Origin of the sequence: Pseudomonas sp. 7SR1 (genome assembly GCF_900156465.1) — a bacterium.
In the GTDB taxonomy this organism is placed as follows: Bacteria; Pseudomonadota; Gammaproteobacteria; order Pseudomonadales; family Pseudomonadaceae; genus Aquipseudomonas.
The window spans coordinates 3,865,100-3,884,879 of record NZ_LT707064.1 but is presented as its reverse complement, the minus strand read 5'-3'; the positions used below and the strand labels follow the sequence as shown (position 1 = coordinate 3,884,879).

Below are 19,780 nucleotides of genomic sequence, written 5' to 3'. Positions count from 1 at the left end.
TCACGGTCTTAGATCTTGCCGACCAGGTCCAGGGACGGAGCCAGGGTGGCCTCGCCTTCTTTCCACTTGGCTGGGCAGACTTCGCCCGGGTGAGCGGCGACGTACTGAGCGGCCTTGACCTTGCGCAGCAGCTCGGAAGCGTCACGACCTACACCGCCGTCGTTGATTTCAACGATCTTGATCTGACCTTCAGGGTTGATCACGAAGGTGCCACGGTCAGCCAGGCCGACTTCTTCGATCAGTACGTCGAAGTTGCGGGAAATCACGTGGGTCGGGTCGCCGATCATGGTGTACTGGATCTTGCCGATGGCTGGCGAAGTGTTGTGCCAGGCAGCGTGGGCGAAATGAGTGTCGGTGGACACGCTGTAGATCTCCACGCCCAGCTTCTGGAACTCGGCGTAGTTGTCGGCCAGGTCTTCCAGTTCGGTCGGGCAGACGAAGGTGAAGTCGGCTGGGTAGAAGAACACGACAGACCACTTGCCTTTCAGGTCGGCGTCCGAGACTTCAACGAAGTTGCCGTTTTTGTAAGCGGTAGCGGTGAACGGTTTGACTTGGCTGTTGATGATAGGCATCGATGTTTCTCCGTCAGGGTTGAAAAGTTGATGGAGTGAAGCTTACCCATTCATTCCCATGCTGGCTCATTGGCAAAGCTCATGCGAATAATTGGTTTTGGCTATCAGGAATCTCTATAGATAGAAGAACCCAAGCATAGAAGCTGCCGAAGGCCACGCTTCCCTATCTTGCGTCAGGGTGACGCAGGTCAAGAAAACGCAGCCTCCAGCCGTCGGGCCTCGCCAGTGGCTCAGGCGGTGGGGGTACGCATGGTGACGAACTCTTCGGCGGCGGTCGGGTGAACGCCGATGGTTTCGTCGAAGTCACGCTTGGTAGCCCCGGCCTTGAGGGCGATGGCCAACCCCTGGACGATTTCACCGGCATCCGGCCCGACCATGTGGCACCCCAGCACCTTGTCGGTCCGGGCGTCCACCACCAGCTTCATCAGCGTGCGCTCCTGGCTGTCGGTGAGGCTCAGCTTCATCGGTCGGAAGCGGCTTTCGAAAACCTGCACCTCATGCCCCTCTTCCCGCGCCTGCTCCTCGGTCAGGCCAACCGTGCCGATGTTGGGCAGGCTGAACACGGCCGTGGGGATCATCCGGTAATCCACCAGCCTGTACTGCTCGGGCTTGAACAGCCGTCGCGCCACCGCCATGCCTTCGGCCAGGGCCACGGGCGTGAGCTGCACACGGCCGATCACGTCGCCGATGGCCAGGATGGACGGTTCCTGGGTCTCGTACCTTTCGTTGACCTGGACAAAGCCTTTCTCATCCAGGGTCACCGCGGTGTTCTCCAGGCCGAGGTTATCGAGCATCGGTCGCCGGCCGGTGGCATAGAACACGCAATCGGTGGACAGGACGCTGCCGTCCTTGAGCGTGACCTCAAGGCTGCCATCCGCCTGCTTGTCGATGCGCTGGATATCGGCGTTGAACCGCAGGTCCAGGCCGCGCTGGGTCAGTTCCTGGGCCAAATGCTTGCGCACTGCGCCGTCAAAGCCCCGCAGGAACAGCTCACCGCGATACAGCAGGGAGGTCTGCGCCCCCATGCCATGGAAAATACCCGCGAACTCCACTGCGATATAGCCACCGCCCACGACGATGATGCGCTTGGGCAGTTCCTTGAGGAAAAACGCCTCGTTGGAGCTGATGGCGTGCTCACGCCCCGGAATGTCCGGGATCACCGGCCAACCGCCCGTGGCGATCAGGATATGCTCGGCGGTGTGGCGCTGGCCGTTGATCTCGACTTCGTGGGGGCCGGTGACCTTCGCGTGGCCTTCATGCAGGGTCACCCCGCTGTTGACCAGCAGGTTGCGATAGATACCGTTGAGGCGGTTGATTTCCTGATTCTTGTTGGCGATCAGGGTGGCCCAGTCGAAACTCGCCTCGCCGGCGGTCCAGCCGTAGGCCGAAGCCTGCTCGAAATCATCGGCGTAATGGGCCCCGTAGACCAGCAGCTTCTTCGGCACACAGCCCACGTTCACACAGGTACCGCCCAGGTAGCGGCTTTCCGCCACGGCCACCCTGGCCCCGAACCCGGCAGCGAATCGCGCAGCCCGCACACCGCCGGAACCGGCGCCAATCACATACAGGTCAAAATCATAGGCCATCTTCAATCTCCTTTGGCAGGCCATCAGCATACCCGCTGCTTCCACAGTGGGCAGCCACATCGAGTAACTTTGCCAAAGGATATGGGCACGAAAAACGAAAAAACCAGTGTGAGTTGGAAGACAAAGCCGAGCGCGGCTCTTGTGGCGCGGAGATTTATCACCGCCGGGCTGTGCAGCGGCACTCCCCCATCGAAACTCGGCATGTGAACTCGATTGAGTGGTCAGCAGTGGGCCTGCCGTGCAGCCCAACGGGGATAAATCCCCTCGCCAATTTGTGGAGGAAAGCAGAATATTTTTTGCACATACAAAAACGCCCCGAACCAGTCGGGGCGTTTTTTCAAGGCACGGTGGCTATCAGTAGGCCTTGCCGGTCTTGTAGAAGTTCTCGAAGCAGAAGTTGGTCGCGTCGATATAGCCTTCGGCGCCACCACAGTCAAAACGACGGCCCTTGAACTTGTAGGCCATGACGCAGCCGTTCTGGGCCTGCTTCATCAGGGCGTCGGTGATCTGGATTTCGCCGCCCTTGCCTGGCTCGGTCTGTTCGATCAGGTCGAAGATATCCGGGGTCAGGATGTAGCGACCGATGATGGCCAGGTTCGACGGGGCATCTTCAGGCTTTGGCTTTTCAACCATGCTGTGGACGCGGTAGATGTCGTCGCGGATCATCTCGCCGGCGATCACACCGTACTTGTTGGTCTCCTGCGGATCGACTTCCTGGATCGCCACGATGGAGCAGCGGAACTGCTTGTACAGCTTGACCATCTGGGTCAGGACACCGTCGCCTTCCAGATTGACGCACAAGTCGTCCGCCAGCACCACGGCAAAGGGTTCGTCGCCGATCAGCGGACGACCGGTCAGGATGGCGTGGCCCAGGCCCTTCATTTCGGTCTGGCGGGTGTAGGAGAACGAACACTCGTCCAGCAGCTTGCGGATGCCGACCAGGTATTTCTCCTTGTCGGTGCCCTTGATCTGGTTTTCCAGCTCGTAGCTGATGTCGAAATGGTCTTCCAGGGCACGCTTGCCACGGCCAGTCACGATGGAGATTTCATTCAGGCCCGCATCGAGGGCTTCTTCGACACCGTACTGGATCAGTGGCTTGTTCACCACCGGCAGCATTTCTTTGGGCATGGCTTTAGTCGCTGGCAGGAAGCGAGTACCGTAACCGGCTGCTGGGAACAAGCATTTCTTGATCATATGAATCCTTGTAAAGGCGGTGTGTACGACGAAATTCGGCGCAGTCTAATCAGGCTGTAGGCACCTTACAATGCCTGCACTGGCTAACCGATGCCATCATAGAGAAATAAACCGGCGGATAGTTCAATCGCCTTTCGTTTCCGGGGTTCAACGGTGTCCATTAAGCGTCCCGGGCACCGTTTGCGTGCATTTGACGTATCATGCGCCCTCGATTCCGCCAACGAGGCCAGCAGATGTCGGCACCACGAAACGCAAACGGTTATTCAGTAACCCAGGACAAGGACGGGCAATGGTGGATAGTCAACTACCACGGCGAACAGGTCGCCGGCCCCTTGCCCAGCAAGACGATGGCGGTGGAAGTGGCGGCGGTTTTCCAGGACGAACGCCCTGCCCCGGCGGCCAAGGAACGTGAACAGGCTCCAGCCCGCAGCCGCCGCAAGAAATGACCGAATCAGCCGCTGATGGAAAAAAACGTCTGGCTCAACCGGAAATGCAGGCGTTGGCCGCGTCCTGAACATCACCCGGGCGCACCGGCACATTGGACAGGCTTTCGTGCAGCTTGATGCCACTGCCGCTGGAACGCTCCTCGATGTCGAACACCGCAGCCGGAAGAGACGACAGTTTGCCTGGGACGATCAACCGCACGCCGTTCTTGTGAGGCTCCATCTGCAGTGCCCCGCGGCTGTCGGCCAGCCTGTCGGCAACACAGCGAGCGTACTCATGGGGCTTCTTGCCGGAGATGAAGCTCATGGTGGGCGGCGTCTGGTTGATGTCCGATACCGATGCACATCCACCCAAGGCCAATGCCAACACCCACACGCAACGCTTCATATCAATCCTCCGATAAAGACCCTCCGACAATGCAAACGGTGTTTTTCTCCGGCGCACGACGCTTTTTTTGTTCCACGCCACTGCATCATACGAACAAAGCCCCGGCGTGGGTCGGTTATTGGTCGCCGGTGCTGGTAAACTGCCCGCCTATCGCAGCCCCCTGCCGTTTTGATCGTGTAGAAAAGCCCTTCTGGAGGCGCCCATGAAATTCATCCACCAGCGCGAGCACCTCAACGAAGACGACATCGTTGTCATCGAATGCTCCCAAATGTGCAACATCCGCCTGATGAGCGACGCCAATTTCCGCAGTTTCAAGAATGGTGGGCGGCACACTTACCATGGCGGCGCGTTCGATAAATTCCCCGCGAAAATCACCGCCCCGAGCACCGGTTTCTGGAACATCACCATCGACACCGTCAGCCGCCGGGCCATCAGCGTCACGCGCAAGCCGAACCTGACCCACAAGATCAAGATCATCCGGCGCTCCAACTCCAAACTGAGCTGAATATCGCCCACACTTCAACTGCAGGTAAAACCGTGGACCAGACGACCAAATACGTCATCAAGTACAAGCTCAATGGCGAGCGCCGTTTCGAATTCGCGCAACTGGAAACCGGAACCGAAGAAGAAGCCCGGGCCGTGCTGCAGGCGCAGCACGGCCAGGCCAACGATGAGATTACTGACGTCAAGGTCAGTAAGGCATTGTGAAGGGCTCGGGCTTTCGTGGCAGGGCAATGACGGGGACCCGTCGATCCCGGTTACGGCAGCCCGTCCAGCCCCTGTTTGCAGGGTTGATTGCTTAAAGGGCAGTTCCGAAGAGTTTGACCGTGGTATCGACGGTGATTCCTCCCTCCACTATCTCCTCCCCCCTGGAATCCTCTATCCGAGTGATCACAGGCTCTATCTCCGGCGCACCTTGCCCGATCACGGTCGCATGGGCCGTTTTTGAGGTACCTATCAGTGTCGTGCCCCTGAACAGTTTGTAGGACATTTCTACCGTGCTGTCCGGAATAACCTTGTCGTTGGGAATTTCCAGCACACAGGCCTGTTTCTGCCCAAAACCATCGGTTTCGACCGTTCCCGTCTCGCTGTGGGTGACATTCGGCTGGCCTGCCACCTTCGCGACGTAGGTCGCCTCGATCGTATCCCCCGGCAGGAAGCGTGAGTCACCGGTCAAGATGATCAACAACAGCGGGTTGGTGCCCAGCTTGTCGAGGTCGATGGTGCTGGGATCGTCGGTTCCGTCGCTGGCGATTTCCCGCGGGATCGGCACCGGCAGTCGAAGGCCGGCCTGGTCCACGTCCACGATCTGTACTGCCGAAAAGGGCGAGTCAAGGTCCGGCGAGTTGCCCAACTGGTCGGTGACCGTGAAGGAGAACATGAACTCGGGATGGTCCTCGCCCAGGTCGGCGCTGGTGACATCGAAGCAGATCGTGGTAGGCGTTGCCGAGCCGTGGTCCGGCGGCGCAGGAGCCTCGCTTTCCAGTACGGTACGAATCACATCCTTGCCGTTGCAATTGAGCCGGATGCGGTCGTGCGCCCGGCAATAGGGGTAACTCACGCACACCGTCGCCCGGGTGAACCCCGGCCCTATGCCGTTCTTGATTTCATCCGGCAGGATCAATTCCAGCTCGGAATGCGCACCATCGCCGGGCGAGCGATCCTCGTTACCAGGGCGGATCTGGTTATACAGAATCTCCGCAGGAGGATCGGAGGTTTCAACGACACCGCTGAGGCGCCTTATGGTGTAGGTCAGTCGATTGACTGCGTTGGCTAGTAGTTTTCCATGGGGAATGTACAGCTCCACCGTGTCGTCGGTGCCCAGCGTGTTCCGGTTGTCGATGTTCGTCTCGCCATTGAGGTTGATCGAGACGTTCTCCCCGCCTGTCTGGTTTGTATAAGGCAACACCGCGACCTTGCAGCCTGCGGGCTCCTGGTCATAGATATGCTTGGGCACCCCGAAATCGCCCCCCACCACAGGGCGAGTGGCGCGCGGCAGGTCGGGTTTCTCCAGAAGGACGGTCTGGTCGGCGGGTGTCGATGAAGGGGGCATGATCGGGGTCCTCATAAGTGACGCGTCAGGGCGTGGAGATATGAGAGCGCCGATGCAAGAGGGCTGGCTACTGTCAGTACTGACAGGTAAGCAGAGGACAAGACGAACGGCCTGGTCGGCTGACGAGAAACGGAACCCATCAGTCCGAATGAAACGAGGGTCCTATCTAGTCACGCACCGTCGCTTTTGCTCCCCTGCTCTGCGGCAACGTCAATGTTTACCGGCATATCTGCACGGGCTGCAACATGCTGTACGGCAGGGTAATGGGTACTCTTAAGTTCGACCCCCGTTGTGCCAGCCAGATTTTTTACATATCCATACTTGTCATCGACATGGCCACGCCTGGCCCGATACCACGTATCAGGCCATCCCAAGATATCGGATAAATGGCCTTCAGGCCGATAATTGGCGATCAGGATATCGTACGCCGCTTCTTCGAGAACACCTCCCTGCCCCCAGGTGACGCCTGCCAGAAGAACGACCGGCATGACCCAGAAACAGTTCACAGAATTGACCAAGCCTTCGATCAGTCCTACATAGACCCCTTCCCTGTGATAAGAGGAAACGTGCGCCCACCGAGCCCCCATCCGTATATGGATAGATAGGGAACAAGCCTTAATGAGCAAAAACACATGCAAAAGGCATCATGGGGAAACCCGGTATAGGCCTCGGGCGGAATGGCGTATTGATACTTGGTACCGGCTTCGTACGGAATAGATTGCTGTAGGTCGTACAAAGGAATCAATAAATCGCCGTCCATTCGAAAGATCCCCCAGGAACAACCGATCCTTTGATAAGGCTGGCCATTTTCTATAGCAGCAAGATTGACTGTCAGCCCATGTGGATATGCAGACACATCCAGGCCTTCATCTGTCACGCCCTCGATAACCGGATGAGAATAAACAAGGCGCTTGGTCACATTCACCAAGCGATACGGTAAGAATGTGATGTCTGCGTTATCCAAATGTACCGTATAGCTGACGTTGACTTGACGCCCCTCGAAGATACGGAGCGTTTCATTCGGAATAACGATATGCAGCCTTTCAGGCCAGATGATTCCAACAGGAGTTGTAGAAACATTATCACCAGGGTCATCTACTGCGCGCCATTGAACGCTCACCCGTGCGGTCTTCGGCAGATCGCCCGTTTCTATCTGCATTTCAATGTAAGCGTCCGAATATATATTCTCTGCGGGCAAATAAGTACCCCAGGGTGGCACATCCCGCACCTCTTCCACCGAGGCGGGATTATTGCCCAAGAATATCGTGGGCTCACGAAGCCGTTCCAGAGACGCTGTTGGATTTTCAATGCTCAGGTCATACAGTTTCAATTGAAAGTCAGAGGTAAATCTGAGCATACCTGGTGGATGGATGAAGGTTTTCCGGCTCATCATGTTATGCCTCAGGACGGGGAGGTCATGAAGAATCATGACCACTGACTCTGGACATTTGAGCACTGCGCAATCACGCCGGATACTGTCAGAGACGACAGGTGCGGTCACAGATTCAACCGCAAGCTGCGGAGTGTCCGCCTTAAGATCGTCCACCAGACTTACAATCCTTTGCGCTCTGGTTAATCATTATGTTCGATTCCCCCATCCCCCACTTCTCGCCGCCCCCCACTCTGCGCATTGCTGACTGGCCATCTCTTGAGCGCAGTCTCGACCAGGACGGCAGCACAATCATTCGCAACCTGTTATCCGTCCCGCAATGTCGATTGCTGAGCAGCCTCTATGCTGAACCCGGGCGCTTTCGCTCAAAAGTGATCATGGCCCGCCACGGTTTCGGACGCGGTGAATATCAGTATTTCCGCTATCCGTTGCCCGACCTCGTCCAGCAACTGCGTGAGGCGTTGTATCCGAGGCTGGTGCCCCTGGCGAACCGCTGGAATGCCTGCATGGGCATCGAAGCGCGATACCCCGACCGGCATGCCGATTTCATCCAGCGCTGCCATGCCGCCGGACAGCTGCGACCTACCCCGCTGTTGCTGCAATACGGCCCGCAGGATTACAACTGCCTGCACCAGGACCTGTACGGCGAGCAGGTGTTCCCGTTGCAGGTGGCGATCCTGCTGTCGGCACCGGGCCAGGACTTTACCGGCGGCGAGTTCGTGCTGACCGAACAACGCCCGCGCATGCAATCGCGCCCCCAGGTCATCGATCTGAAACAGGGCGATGCGGTGGTGTTCGCCGTGCATCAGCGGCCCATCAAGGGCGTTCGCGGGTATTATCGGGTGAACATGCGCCATGGCGTCAGCCGCGTGAACGACGGCAGGCGACACACCTTGGGAATCATTTTTCATGATGCGCAATGACGATACCCCGATCACGCTGGACCTGTTCGCCGGCCAGACACCGACAACACCCGGTCAGGTCGAGCGGATCGGCGAGCAGTCGTTCGTGCTGCGTGGCTTTGCCCTGCCCTGGCTCGACCGCTTGCTGCCGGCCCTGGAAGCGATCCTGCAGGCCGCGCCGTTCCGGCAGATGGTCACGCCCGGCGGCTTTACCATGTCAGTGGCCTTGAGCAGTTGTGGCGCCCTGGGCTGGACCACCGACCGCAGCGGCTACCGCTACAGCGCCACTGATCCACAGACCGGCCACCCCTGGCCCGACATGCCAGCGGCGTTTCGCGAACTGGCCCAGGCCGCCGCCCGGCAGGCAGGGTTCGAACATTTCGAGCCGGACTCCTGCCTGATCAACCGCTACGTGCCCGGCGCGCGGATGTCGTTGCATCAAGACAAGAACGAGCGCTCCCTGACCGCCCCCATCGTCTCGATGTCCCTGGGCTTGCCGGCGATGTTCCAGTTCGGCGGGTTCGAACGCAGCGACAGGAGCCTGCGCATCCCCCTGTTCCATGGCGATATCGTGGTCTGGGGTGGCGTGGACCGGTTGCGTTACCACGGCGTATTGCCGCTCAAGGCTGGAGAGCATCCGCGCCTGGGCGCCCAGCGCATCAACCTGACGTTCCGCACCGCCGGATGAAGGTGCGCAATTCAACCGCAAGACCCGGAGTGTCGCCCGATCACAGGCTCGCTACCGTAGGCAAAACGGGCCAATGGACATACCGACCATGAACGACACTTCCAATACCCTCGCCCCTGAACTGGACCCACGCTGGGCCGCCGTGCTCGCCCGGGATCCGCGCGCCGACGGGCAATTTGTCTATGGCGTGAAAACCACCGGCATCTATTGCCACCCCAGCAGCCTGTCGCGCCTGCCCAATCCACGTAACGTAGAATTCTTCGACACGCCGGAACAGGCCCAGGCCGCCGGTTACCGTCCCAGCAAGCGCCTGGCCAGGGACCAGACCCAGATTGCCGCCCAGCAAGCGGCCAGGGTCGCGGCCGCCTGCCGACAGATCGAGCAGGCCGAAGAACTGCCTGGCCTGAACGAACTGGCACACGGCGCAGGCCTGAGCCCCTTTCACTTTCATCGGGTCTTCAAGGCCGTGACCGGCCTGACCCCCAAGGCGTATGCCGCCGCTCACCGTTCACGCAAGGTACGCGAACGCCTGGCCGAGGGCGGCAGTATCACCGAAGCGCTGTACGACGCCGGTTTCAATTCCAACAGCCGCTTTTATGAAGCCGCCGACAAGGTCCTGGGCATGAAGCCCACCGACTACCGCGCCGCCGGGCAGAACACCGACATCCGTTTCGCCGTCGGCCAATGCTCCCTTGGCTCGATCCTGGTGGCGCAAAGTGAACGTGGCGTGTGCGCGATCCTGTTGGGGGACGACCCCGACGCGCTGGTGCGGGATCTGCAGGACAAGTTCCGCCGCGCCAACCTCATCGGTGCCGACCGGGCGTTCGAGCAGTTGGTCGCGCAGGTAGTGGGCTTCGTCGAAGCCCCGGCCCTGGGCCTGGACTTGCCGCTGGACCTGCGCGGTACGGCGTTCCAGGAACGGGTCTGGCAAGCCTTGCGGGACATCCCGGTGGGCAGTACCGCCAGCTACGCCGAGATCGCCCAGCGCATCGGCCACCCCAAGGCCGTACGCGCCGTGGCCCAGGCCTGTGGCGCCAACAGCCTGGCGGTGGCGATCCCTTGCCACCGGGTGGTGCGCAGCGACGGCGACCTGTCGGGCTATCGCTGGGGCGTGGAACGCAAGCGTCAGTTGCTGGCGCTGGAGCGCTCGGCCGGGGACTGAACACCGATGTAGATCGCCACCGAATCGGGGCCGCTATACACCTCGAAATCGGTGGAGAAACGACGCAGCGTCTGCGGATTGTCCGCGAAGTACGCCCAGATCAGCCCCCAGGTCTGGATCACGCAGTCGGGCATGGGTCCCTGGGCGGAAAACACCAGGTAGTCACCGCCCTCGATCGCCACGGCGGGAAAACCGGCACTCGTGGCGTCGACCTGTACGCCGGCCGTCACATCGAAATACCCGGTCGCGTCTGACTCGTAGTTGGAATACACCCCATAGACGAACGACTCCGACAGCCTGGCCGGGATCCTGTCGAACAACCCCTCGTTGAAAAATTGCTGCCACATCGGGCCGATCCGCGCCGTATCGGGTCGTGCCTCATCGGCGTTGCGGGTGTGCACCTGCAAACCGGCCACGGTGAACGGTTCGACGACCTTGAGTTTTACGTCCATGGTTAAGGCTCCCTTTTCGGTGAAGCAGGCATGGTAACCCGCCCTCTCCAAGGATCAAGCGGCCGTCTTCGATTGAAAAACTCGACTGGCCCTGGCCGGGCCGCACCTGCTAAAAGGCTGTTTCCTTCCGCCACCGGAGCCCCGCACATGAACTCATGGCCAGACACGCGCATCCTTGACCTGCTCGGTATCGAGCTGCCCATCATCCAGGGGCCGCTGGCCGGCGTGACCGGACCGGCCATGGTGGTCGCCACCTGCAATGCCGGTGGGCTGGGTTCGATGCCGGCGGCGATGCTGGATGTCGAGCAACTGCGCCAGGCCTTGACCACCATCGGCGAACAGACCGACAAGCCGTTCAACGTGAATTTTTTCTGTCACCAGCCACCGCAGTTCGATGAGCAGCGGGCCGAGGCCTGGAAGCAGCGACTCAAGCCTTACTACGAGGAACTGGGCGCCGATTTCGAGGCGCCGACGCCTGTTTCCAACCGCACGCCGTTCGATGATGCAGCCTGCCGGGTGCTGGAAGAAATGCGGCCCAAGGTGGTCAGCTTCCACTTCGGCCTGCCGGAAAAATCCCTGCTGGACCGGGTAAAGGCCACCGGCGCGAAAATCCTCTCTTCGGCGACCACCGTCGAGGAAGCCATCTGGCTGGAACAGCACGGGTGTGACGCAATCATCGCCATGGGCTACGAGGCCGGCGGCCATCGCGGCATGTTCCTCAGTGACGATCTCAATACCCAGGTCGGGCTGTTCGCCCTGTTGCCCCAGGTGGTGGATGCGGTGAAGGTACCGGTGATCGCAACGGGCGGTATCGGCGATGCCCGGGGGATCGTCGCGGCGTTCGCCCTGGGCGCCTCGGCAGTGCAACTGGGCAGCGCCTACCTGTTCACACCCGAGGCCAAGATCAGCGCCTCCCATCACCGTGCGCTGCGCACGGCCAGGGAAAGCCAGACCGCCGTCACCAACCTGTTCACCGGTCGTCCGGCCCGGGGCATCGTCAACCGGGTCATGCGCGAAGTGGGCCCGATGAGCCCGATGGCACCGGCCTTTCCCCTGGCGGGCGGCGCGTTGATGCCGCTGCGCGCCAAGGATGAAGCAGACTTCAGCAACCTCTGGGCCGGCCAGGCGTTTCCCATGGGGCGCGAGTTGCCAAGCGCCGAACTGACCCGGCGCCTGGCCGAGGAAGCACTAGCGTTGCTCAGTGCCAGGGGCCGGGCCTGAAGCGGCTGGTGGCCGACTGTTCACGAGAGCGGCAGCCCTTGCATCCTCGCTGCCGCTGATCCCGACAAAATGCCGCGTTCCGTTTGCCAGCCGTTCGCTATATATTCCGCTATATAGCGAAATAGCGAACCTGCCCCTACGGAGCCATCTCCATGCACCTGAACCACCTTGCAGCGCTGCTGCTCACCACGCTCTGCACCGTTGCCAACGTCGAGGCGGCCGAGGTGCAGGTGGCGGTGGCGTCCAATTTCACCGCGCCGCTCCAGGTCATCGCCGCCGACTTCGAGAAAGCCACCGGCCATAAGGTGGTCGCGGCCTACGGCGCCACCGGGCAGTTCTACACCCAGATCAAGAACGGCGCACCGTTCGAAGTTTTCCTCGCCGCCGACGACAGCGCCCCGGCCAGGCTCGAAACCGAAGGCGACACGGTCAAGGGCTCGCGCTTCACCTACGCCATCGGAACACTGGCCCTGTGGTCGGCCAAGACCGGCTATGTCGATGACAACGGCCAGGCCCTCAAGGACAACGCTTTCCGGCACCTGTCCATCGCCAACCCAAAAGTCGCGCCCTACGGCCTGGCTGCGACCCAGGTGCTGGACAGGCTGGGGCTGGCCACGCAGGTCAAGGACAAGATCGTCGAAGGCCAGAACATCACCCAGGCCTATCAGTTCGTGTCCACCGGCAACGCCGAGCTCGGCTTCGTGGCCTTGTCCCAGGTCTACAAGGACGGCAAGCTCACCAGCGGTTCGGCATGGATCGTTCCGGCCCGGTTGCATGATCCCATCAAGCAGGACGCGGTCATCCTCGGCAAGGGCCGGGACAACCCTGCCGCCACGGCCTTGATGGACTATCTCAAGGGGCCGCAAGCCGCCGCCATCCTCCAGGCCTACGGTTATCAACGCTAAATGCCACTGGACAATGCCGACTACGCCGCCATCTGGCTGACCCTCCAACTGGCCTCAGTGACCACGGTGATCCTGCTGCTCATCGGCACGCCCATCGCTTTGTGGCTATCGCGTACCCGTTCCTGGCTACGCGGACCGGTGGGAGCCGTGGTGGCCCTGCCGCTGGTGCTGCCCCCCACGGTCATCGGCTTCTATCTATTGCTGGCGATGGGGCCGAATGGCTGGCTTGGCCAGCTCACCCAGGCCCTCGGCCTGGGCACCTTCACCTTCAGCTTCACCGGGCTGGTGATCGGTTCGGTGATCTATTCCATGCCGTTCGTGGTGCAACCGCTACAAAATGCCTTCGCCGCCATCGGCAGCCGTCCGCTGGAGGTCGCCGCCACCCTGCGCGCCGGCCCCTGGGATACCTTCTTCAGCGTCATCCTGCCCCTGGCCCGGCCGGGCTTCATCACCGCCGCCATTCTCGGTTTCGCCCACACTGTAGGCGAATTCGGCGTGGTGCTGATGATCGGCGGCAACATTCCGGAAAAGACCCGGGTGGTGTCAGTGCAGATCTACGACCATGTCGAAGCCTTGGAGTACGCCCAGGCTCACTGGCTGGCGGCGGCGATGCTGGTGTTCTCTTTCGTTGTGCTGCTGGCGCTGTATTCCAGTCGCAGAGCCCGGACCGGCTGGAGCTGATCGATGATTCAAGCGCGTTTTCAGCTCGACCGCGGGGACTTTTCCTTCGATCTGGATGTGCAGTTGCCGGGCCGTGGCGTGACGGCGCTGTACGGTCAGTCCGGTTCCGGCAAGACCACCTGCCTGCGTTGCATCGCAGGGCTGGAGCGGCCGGCACGGGGCTTTATCGAGGTCAATGGCCAGGTCTGGCAAGACACCGATCGCGGCGTGTTCGTGCCGCCCCATCAACGGGCGCTGGGGTATGTGTTCCAGGAGGCCAGCCTGTTCGCCCATCTGTCTGTAAGGGCCAACCTGACGTTCGGCCTCAAGCGGATCGCGCCGGCACAGCGCAAGGTGGGCATGGACCAGGCGACCGAACTGCTGGGCATCGGGCACCTGCTGGATCGGCGCCCGCAGCACTTGTCCGGAGGCGAACGCCAGCGGGTGGGCATCGCCCGGGCCTTGCTGACCAGCCCACGCCTGTTGCTGATGGATGAGCCTCTGGCCTCGCTCGATAGCCGGCGCAAGAACGAGATCCTGCCTTATCTGCAAAGGCTTCATGACGAACTGGACATCCCGCTGCTGTATGTCAGCCATTCCCAGGACGAAGTCGCGCGTCTGGCCGACCATATCGTGTTGCTGGACGCCGGTCGTGCCCTGGCCAGCGGGCCCATCGGCGAAACCCTGGCGCGGCTCGACCTGCCTCTGGCCCTGGGGGATGACGCCGGCGTGGTGATCCAGGGCGAAGTCAGCGGCTACGATGCCGACTATCAACTGCTCAGTCTGACCCTGCCCGACAGCCAGCTGGACGTTCGCGTGGCCCACACGCCGCTGGCCCCGGGCCAGGCGCTGCGCTTCAAGGTTCAGGCCCGGGATGTGAGCCTCAGCCTGGCCAACGATACCCAGACCAGCATCCTCAACCGCCTGCCGGTCACAGTGGTCAGCGAACTGGCCGCCGACAACGCCGCCCATGTGCTCATTCGCCTGGAAGCCGCCGGCACGCCATTGCTGGCGCGCATCACGCGTTACTCTCGCGACCAGTTGCAGCTGCATCCCGGGCAACAACTGTGGGCCCAGATCAAGGCGGTAGCGGTACTGGCCTAGGCCGGGAATTTCAGCGGGGCGGGGGCATCAGAATTCTGGCACGACCGCAACGGGCTGCGGTCAATGACTTCACAGGCCACCGGATTCGCCAAGGATTTCCTTCATGCCCGACACCCTGCCACCCGCTTTGCCGGCCGACCTGCATTATGTCGACGACACCACCACGCCGGGCATCACCCGCCGAAAACTGCGGGGCAAGTTCTGTTATTTCGATCCCCAGGGCCAACGCATCACGGACGCCGCCGAGATCCAGCGTCTCAATGCCCTGGCGGTGCCGCCGGCCTACACCGATGTGTGGATCTGCCCCGACCCGCGCGGCCATCTCCAGGCGACCGGTCGCGATGCTCGCGGGCGCAAGCAGTACCGCTACCATGCCCGCTGGCGCGAAGTGCGCGATGCGGACAAATATTCCCGGATGCTGGAGTTCGGACGCACCCTGCCCCGCCTGCGCAAACGCCTGGAGGCGATCCTGGCGACACCCGGCTTCAGCCGCGACAAGGTCATGGCCACGGTCATTACCCTGCTGGACGTAACGCTGATCCGCGTCGGCAACACCCAGTACGCCCGGGACAACCGTTCCTATGGCCTGACCACCCTGCGCAGCAAGCATGTCGAGGTCAACGGCAGCGCCATCGCCTTCCAGTTCCGAGGCAAAAGCGGCGTCGAACACCAGATCACCGTAAAGGACCGTCGCCTGGCGCGGATCATCAAGCGCTGCCAGGAAATGCCGGGCCAGAACCTGTTCCAGTACCTGGACGAAAACGGCGAGCGCCACTCCATCAGCTCTTCCGATATCAACGCCTGGCTCAAGACCCTCACCGGCGCCGATTTCACCGCCAAGGACTACCGCACCTGGGCCGGCAGCGCGGCGGCGCTGGCCGGGTTGCGGGCGCTGAGCTGGGAAACCGAGACCGAGGCCAAGCGGCACGTCGCCGAGATGGTCAGGCAGGTCGCCCGGCAACTGGGCAACACGCCGACCGTCTGTCGTAAATGCTATATCCACCCTGCCGTGCTGGAAGGTTTCCTGCTCGGCGCCTTGAGGGACTTGCCCAGACCCCGTGCTCGCAAGGGCCTGAGCGAAGAGGAAGCCGCCCTGGCAATGTATCTGCAGCGCGTGCAGCAAGCCGCCAGCGCCTGCTGACCGAAGCGGCCAAGCCCTGGAAAGGCCTTGAGTGGCCCGCTACAAAAAGAGGAACATCCGACAGCCAGCGGACTCCCAATTGTACGGCGCCACGATCCGCCGACACTTCAACGAATGAAGTCGACAGGAGTTTGAGATGTCCGAACACATTGTCCATTTTCATTGCCAGATCGATCAGGGAACCACGGAACGCTTCCGGGACAATTGCCTTGAAGCCATCGAAAAAGGCGCCGACTCGCTGATGCTCAACCTGTCTACCGTCGGCGGCAGCACCAACTTCGGCTTTACCCTCTACACCTTTATCAAGTCCCTGCCCGTGCCGGTGCGCGCCGTGAATGCCGGCAATATCGAATCGATGGGCATCGTCATGTACCTGGCCGCCAGCGACCGCACCACGACGCCTCACTCACGCTTTCTGATCCACCCCATGAACTGGTATTTCGGTCAGAAATCGGTGGACCATTCGCGCCTGCGCGAATACCTGTCCAGCCTGGATAACGACGTGGCGCGGTACGTGGAAATCTACGTCAAGGAAACCGCCGGCGCCGCCACCCAACTGGATATCTTCAAATGCCTGTGCGCCGAGGAGCGAGTCATTCCGGCAGAGAACTCCCTGGCCTTCGGCATTGCGCACCGGGTCGAGCAGGTGATATTCCCCGTGGAGGCCAAGCATTGGAAAGTCAGTGGCGGCGATGACTGAACCGCCGCAGGACATTGATATCTCCAATGTTTATCGCCACGTATATAAAAACAATCAATCCTGTACAACTTCCAAGCGCAACGGCTGTATAACTTTAATAACCGTTCGTCGCCAGCGAAACGTTTTTTTTAAACTTCCTACGGCGCTTTCCTTTCCCAATTATGCGAGGCAGTTACTCGCTTAACCGAAATGAGGAATCTCGAAATGGCTAATAGCGGAAACAAAAACCCAGGTAACTTCGCAAACGACCGTGAGAAAGCATCCGAAGCCGGCAAGAAAGGCGGACATGCTTCGGGCGGCAACTTTGCCAACGACCGGGAAAAAGCCTCTGAAGCCGGTAGGAAAGGTGGCGAACGCAGCCATGGCGGCGGCAGGAAATCGTAACCCGGAAAACCGTTGGGGCGCAGTCCTGCTGCGCCCTGGCGCTTGACTACCGAGGTCAGCATGGGCAACCACGAACGATTCATCGTCAGCTTCATCGCCAACGGCCAACCCGACAGCCGGGTGCTGGAGGGCGATTCCGAAACCCTGAGCGTCGACGAAGCCGAAGCGCTGCTGCGGATTTCTTTCAGCGAACTCAAAAGCGCCGAACTCAGTGATATCCAAGTTCAGAAAAGAACCAGGCCGACCGAAGAAGAACATGGCGTGCCCGGACATTTCAAACAACCCTGAGCAACTTCCGGTTTTCTTAACAATTCCGATATAACTTTATTACTTTCGTCGCTGGTGCGTTCTGGGCACTGTCCCTTCTATTCATAAGTAGCAGGTTCTGCCTGGAATATATTCAGGCAGAACCTACTGCTCAGATTTTGAACGAAAGTCACCGAGGGACCATCCGACACTTCCCCTACGGAATCTAATGGGCATGTTCCCCCGTGGGACCCTCGATCTGCCAAACCTTTCCATTGCGCCAGGCATCCGCGCCGGGGTCTATCGCCGGAGCGACGATGCCCGCCCGGGCGCGCTTTTTCGCCTCGCTGTCCAGGCCCATTCGGCTGTCACGCTCGCGCACGAGCTGCGGATCGATCTGGCCGTCCGCGGTGAAACCCATCATCAATTGCGGCACGCCGTAAGGCAGGTCCTTGCCATGCCAGGTATGCCAGGTCTTGCCGTAGGTACTCACCAGGTTCTGCATCAGGCGGTTCTCCGCTGCCTGAGCAATACCCGGGGCCACCAGTTGCCCGGATTTCACCTCGTGCACATGGCTATGCCACAGCTGTTTTTCACTGGCCGGCAGGCCCTCGAACAAACGCTTGCTGATGATGTACTCCACCCCCATCAGCTTGGCATCGACCGTATTGCCGTCGAAGATGGCGCACTGGAACACCTCTTCGTTCAACGCCGAGCAGTAGTGATGGGCCTCCATCTGCTCGGACATCCGCCCGTTATAGAAATGAAAGCCATCGAGGTAGGTGTTCAGGGCCTGCAGTGGAGGTTTGTCCTGCAGCATGTCCGCCCCCGCCTCCAGTATCGCGGTGGTCGGTGTCTTCGCGGCACCTGGCACATCCACCGGCGAATGGCTGTTGCCACCGGCACAACCAACAAGCCCCACAGCCGCAGCCCACAGCACAGCCCAGGTTCCGTGCGTCATTCGTCCTGACATGTCGTCTCTCCTTTGCATGACTGTTCATGAGAAAGACGCTGGGTGCCGCGGGTTTGATTTTCCTGATTGTGCAACCGACGAATGGTGGCATCTGGCATGGCCGTCCTACACGGGACCAAAGATATGAAACTTCATATATTCGATTATCCATATATACTCGACACGACCTGCCCTCTAGCCTATCGGGACCGCCAGATGAGGGTTCTTCACTATGCCCGAGAAGGCTCGCATCGGTACCTTTCTGATCCGGAGTTCCCATGACCGACCACCTGCCCAACCTCGATACCGCGCTGTCCCGTCCTATCCCCGGCGCCAGCGATGGCCCTCACAAGCCTCGTATCCTCCTGCTCTACGGCTCCACCCGTCCCCGCTCGTTCAGCCGTCTGCTGGTGCAGGAAGCGGCACGCCTGCTGGAGCATTTCGGCGCCGAAACACGCATTTTCAATCCCTCGGGGCTGCCGTTGCCCGATGACGCTCCCACCAGCCATCCCAAGGTTCAGGAACTGCTGGAGCTGATGACCTGGTCCGAAGGCCAGGTGTGGTGCTCCCCGGAGCGGCATGGTTCGATGTCGGCGGTGTTCAAGGCGCAGATCGACTGGGTGCCCCTGGCCATGGGCGCCGTGCGTCCGACCCAGGGCAAGACGCTGGCGGTAATGCAAGTGTCCGGTGGCTCGCAGTCGTTCAATACGGTCAACCAGCTACGAGTGCTGGGACGCTGGATGCGCATGTTCACCATCCCCAACCAGTCATCGGTGCCCAAGGCATTCCTGGAGTTCGACGAACAGGACCGCATGAAGCCCTCGGCCCTGTATGACCGGGTGGTGGACGTGATGGAGGAACTGGTGAGATTCACCGTGCTGCTGCGTGATCGCCCGGACCTGGTGGACCGTTACTCCGAACGCAAGGAGTCGGCACAGGCGCTGTCGCAGCGGGTCAATCAGCGCTCGCTGTAGCTGCGTTTCACCGCCTCGATCCAGGCCGGGTCCAGGCGTGACTGTTCGGTGTCCAGGCCCAGCGCCTGCATCTGCGCCAGATGCTCGTCGGCCTCCCGGGTCAGTGAGTCCTGGGCGCTGGAGTTGGCGTCCAGCCGATGCATCTGGGTCAGCCCCAGGTGATAGAACCGCAGCAGTTTCATGGCCGCCGGGTCCCGGGCCTGCACACCGGCCGTCACCTGGTGCATCACGTTGGTGACGCTCATCAGGCTGCGCTTGAGCTGCCAGCCATACACCGCGGCGGCCATCCACGGCTGCGACCAGAAATACAGGCGCATCAGCGCCGCCATCGCCAGCACGGCGGCAATCACCCCTGCGAGATTGAAGCGAAAATTATCCCCCCCGGGGGTACCTAACAGCATCACGGCCAGGCTGGACAGCAACATCGCCAGCGCCAGGAACGTCACGGCGACGATGAGGGTGCTGCGGCGGGTCTGCTTTCGGTAAAGCCCCGCATCCCACGGTTTGATCTCGAACATCGCGGCGCAATTTCCTTGTACGGCATCAAAAGAGTCCCGCATTATCGCCTGCCCGGTCGATTTAGCTATGCTGGGGCTCATTTTGCAGTGCAACGGACCCGAAGGATCCGGATCGAAGTCCATGGCGATAGCGCAAGGATCGTGC

At 60.8% G+C, this 19,780-nt stretch carries 25 protein-coding genes; 15 read left to right on the top strand and 10 right to left on the bottom strand.

Annotated elements, in window-relative coordinates:
• Nucleotides 1-8: 8 nt before the first annotated feature.
• From ahpC to galU, 3 genes are all read right to left on the bottom strand, one after another.
• Nucleotides 9-572, bottom strand: a complete 564-nt coding sequence (gene ahpC, locus BW992_RS17885) for an alkyl hydroperoxide reductase subunit C (protein WP_053157484.1) — start codon at nt 570-572, stop codon at nt 9-11.
• A gap of 230 nt (nt 573-802) precedes the next feature.
• Nucleotides 803-2,158: a glutathione-disulfide reductase gene (gene gorA, locus BW992_RS17880; RefSeq protein ID WP_072399036.1), complete on the bottom strand. Its 1,356-nt coding sequence runs from the start codon at nt 2,156-2,158 to the stop codon at nt 803-805.
• A gap of 354 nt (nt 2,159-2,512) precedes the next feature.
• On the bottom strand, nt 2,513-3,352 hold the full coding sequence (galU, locus tag BW992_RS17875; RefSeq protein ID WP_072399037.1) for a UTP--glucose-1-phosphate uridylyltransferase GalU: 840 nt from the start codon (nt 3,350-3,352) through the stop codon (nt 2,513-2,515).
• 233 nt (nt 3,353-3,585) lie between these two features.
• Here galU and BW992_RS17870 point away from each other — a divergent pair, with 233 nt between their 5' ends.
• The gene (locus BW992_RS17870) at nt 3,586-3,798 is read left to right on the top strand and encodes a hypothetical protein (protein WP_072399038.1); all 213 of its coding nucleotides are present in this window, start codon (nt 3,586-3,588) and stop codon (nt 3,796-3,798) included.
• 34 nt (nt 3,799-3,832) lie between these two features.
• Here BW992_RS17870 and BW992_RS17865 read toward each other — a convergent pair whose 3' ends face one another.
• On the bottom strand, nt 3,833-4,183 hold the full coding sequence (locus BW992_RS17865; RefSeq protein ID WP_072399039.1) for a hypothetical protein: 351 nt from the start codon (nt 4,181-4,183) through the stop codon (nt 3,833-3,835).
• Between the two features lie 202 nt (nt 4,184-4,385).
• On the opposite strand from BW992_RS17865, the gene BW992_RS17860 reads away from it, so the two are divergent.
• A complete protein-coding gene (locus tag BW992_RS17860) occupies nt 4,386-4,688 on the top strand; it encodes a DUF1883 domain-containing protein (RefSeq protein WP_072399040.1) in 303 nt (100 codons plus the stop codon).
• A gap of 32 nt (nt 4,689-4,720) precedes the next feature.
• A complete protein-coding gene (locus BW992_RS27090; protein WP_092182102.1) occupies nt 4,721-4,891 on the top strand; it encodes a hypothetical protein in 171 nt (56 codons plus the stop codon).
• Nucleotides 4,892-4,982: 91 nt separating this feature from the next.
• Here BW992_RS27090 and BW992_RS17855 read toward each other — a convergent pair whose 3' ends face one another.
• From BW992_RS17855 to BW992_RS17845, 3 genes are all read right to left on the bottom strand, one after another.
• A complete protein-coding gene (locus BW992_RS17855) occupies nt 4,983-6,236 on the bottom strand; it encodes a hypothetical protein (RefSeq protein ID WP_076406845.1) in 1,254 nt (417 codons plus the stop codon).
• 170 nt (nt 6,237-6,406) lie between these two features.
• On the bottom strand, nt 6,407-6,724 hold the full coding sequence (locus BW992_RS17850) for a hypothetical protein (RefSeq protein WP_072430589.1): 318 nt from the start codon (nt 6,722-6,724) through the stop codon (nt 6,407-6,409).
• Nucleotides 6,725-6,768: 44 nt separating this feature from the next.
• Entirely contained in the window at nt 6,769-7,782 is a 1,014-nt protein-coding gene (locus BW992_RS17845; protein ID WP_076406844.1) for a hypothetical protein, read from the bottom strand.
• Nucleotides 7,783-7,817: 35 nt separating this feature from the next.
• Here BW992_RS17845 and BW992_RS17840 point away from each other — a divergent pair, with 35 nt between their 5' ends.
• The 3 genes from BW992_RS17840 (at nt 7,818) to ada (ending at nt 10,378) form a co-directional block, all read left to right on the top strand.
• Nucleotides 7,818-8,549: a 2OG-Fe(II) oxygenase gene (locus BW992_RS17840; protein WP_076406843.1), complete on the top strand. Its 732-nt coding sequence runs from the start codon at nt 7,818-7,820 to the stop codon at nt 8,547-8,549.
• Nucleotides 8,536-9,216, top strand: a complete 681-nt coding sequence (gene alkB / locus BW992_RS17835; protein WP_371128584.1) for a DNA oxidative demethylase AlkB — start codon at nt 8,536-8,538, stop codon at nt 9,214-9,216. The genes BW992_RS17840 and alkB overlap by 14 nt, the downstream gene beginning before the upstream one ends.
• An 88-nt stretch (nt 9,217-9,304) precedes the next feature.
• Complete coding sequence (ada, locus tag BW992_RS17830; RefSeq protein WP_072430592.1) at nt 9,305-10,378, top strand: bifunctional DNA-binding transcriptional regulator/O6-methylguanine-DNA methyltransferase Ada; 1,074 nt, start codon at nt 9,305-9,307, stop codon at nt 10,376-10,378.
• Here ada and BW992_RS17825 read toward each other — a convergent pair.
• Nucleotides 10,342-10,830, bottom strand: coding sequence for a GyrI-like domain-containing protein (locus BW992_RS17825; protein WP_076406842.1), 489 nt, complete (start codon nt 10,828-10,830; stop codon nt 10,342-10,344). The genes ada and BW992_RS17825 overlap by 37 nt on opposite strands.
• 147 nt (nt 10,831-10,977) lie before the next feature.
• Here BW992_RS17825 and BW992_RS17820 point away from each other — a divergent pair, with 147 nt between their 5' ends.
• From BW992_RS17820 to BW992_RS17785, 8 genes are all read left to right on the top strand, one after another.
• On the top strand, nt 10,978-12,051 hold the full coding sequence (locus tag BW992_RS17820) for an NAD(P)H-dependent flavin oxidoreductase (protein WP_072458390.1): 1,074 nt from the start codon (nt 10,978-10,980) through the stop codon (nt 12,049-12,051).
• Between the two features lie 152 nt (nt 12,052-12,203).
• Complete coding sequence (gene modA / locus BW992_RS17815) at nt 12,204-12,956, top strand: molybdate ABC transporter substrate-binding protein (RefSeq protein ID WP_076406841.1); 753 nt, start codon at nt 12,204-12,206, stop codon at nt 12,954-12,956.
• The gene (gene modB, locus BW992_RS17810) at nt 12,957-13,637 is read left to right on the top strand and encodes a molybdate ABC transporter permease subunit (protein ID WP_072399059.1); all 681 of its coding nucleotides are present in this window, start codon (nt 12,957-12,959) and stop codon (nt 13,635-13,637) included.
• A gap of 3 nt (nt 13,638-13,640) precedes the next feature.
• Complete coding sequence (modC, locus tag BW992_RS17805; RefSeq protein WP_076406840.1) at nt 13,641-14,720, top strand: molybdenum ABC transporter ATP-binding protein; 1,080 nt, start codon at nt 13,641-13,643, stop codon at nt 14,718-14,720.
• A 103-nt stretch (nt 14,721-14,823) separates the two neighbouring features.
• On the top strand, nt 14,824-15,861 hold the full coding sequence (locus BW992_RS17800; RefSeq protein ID WP_072399062.1) for a DNA topoisomerase IB: 1,038 nt from the start codon (nt 14,824-14,826) through the stop codon (nt 15,859-15,861).
• 136 nt (nt 15,862-15,997) lie between these two features.
• The gene (locus BW992_RS17795) at nt 15,998-16,561 is read left to right on the top strand and encodes an ATP-dependent Clp protease proteolytic subunit (RefSeq protein ID WP_072399064.1); all 564 of its coding nucleotides are present in this window, start codon (nt 15,998-16,000) and stop codon (nt 16,559-16,561) included.
• Nucleotides 16,562-16,765: 204 nt separating this feature from the next.
• Nucleotides 16,766-16,945, top strand: a complete 180-nt coding sequence (locus BW992_RS17790) for a general stress protein (protein ID WP_003182983.1) — start codon at nt 16,766-16,768, stop codon at nt 16,943-16,945.
• Nucleotides 16,946-17,005: 60 nt separating this feature from the next.
• Nucleotides 17,006-17,233: a hypothetical protein gene (locus tag BW992_RS17785; protein WP_076406839.1), complete on the top strand. Its 228-nt coding sequence runs from the start codon at nt 17,006-17,008 to the stop codon at nt 17,231-17,233.
• Between the two features lie 184 nt (nt 17,234-17,417).
• Here the strand turns inward: BW992_RS17785 and BW992_RS17780 are convergent, their stop codons facing one another.
• Nucleotides 17,418-18,164 (bottom strand): OBAP family protein, encoded by a 747-nt coding sequence (locus BW992_RS17780; RefSeq protein WP_072399068.1) that lies wholly within the window; start codon nt 18,162-18,164, stop codon nt 17,418-17,420.
• Nucleotides 18,165-18,421: 257 nt separating this feature from the next.
• On the opposite strand from BW992_RS17780, the gene arsH reads away from it, so the two are divergent.
• Nucleotides 18,422-19,117 (top strand): arsenical resistance protein ArsH, encoded by a 696-nt coding sequence (gene arsH, locus BW992_RS17775; RefSeq protein WP_072399070.1) that lies wholly within the window; start codon nt 18,422-18,424, stop codon nt 19,115-19,117.
• On the opposite strand, the gene BW992_RS17770 is transcribed toward arsH, so the two are convergent.
• Nucleotides 19,102-19,635, bottom strand: a complete 534-nt coding sequence (locus BW992_RS17770; protein ID WP_076406838.1) for a DUF3087 family protein — start codon at nt 19,633-19,635, stop codon at nt 19,102-19,104. The two genes, arsH and BW992_RS17770, sit on opposite strands and share 16 nt — an antisense overlap.
• Between the last annotated feature and the right edge of the window lie 145 nt (nt 19,636-19,780).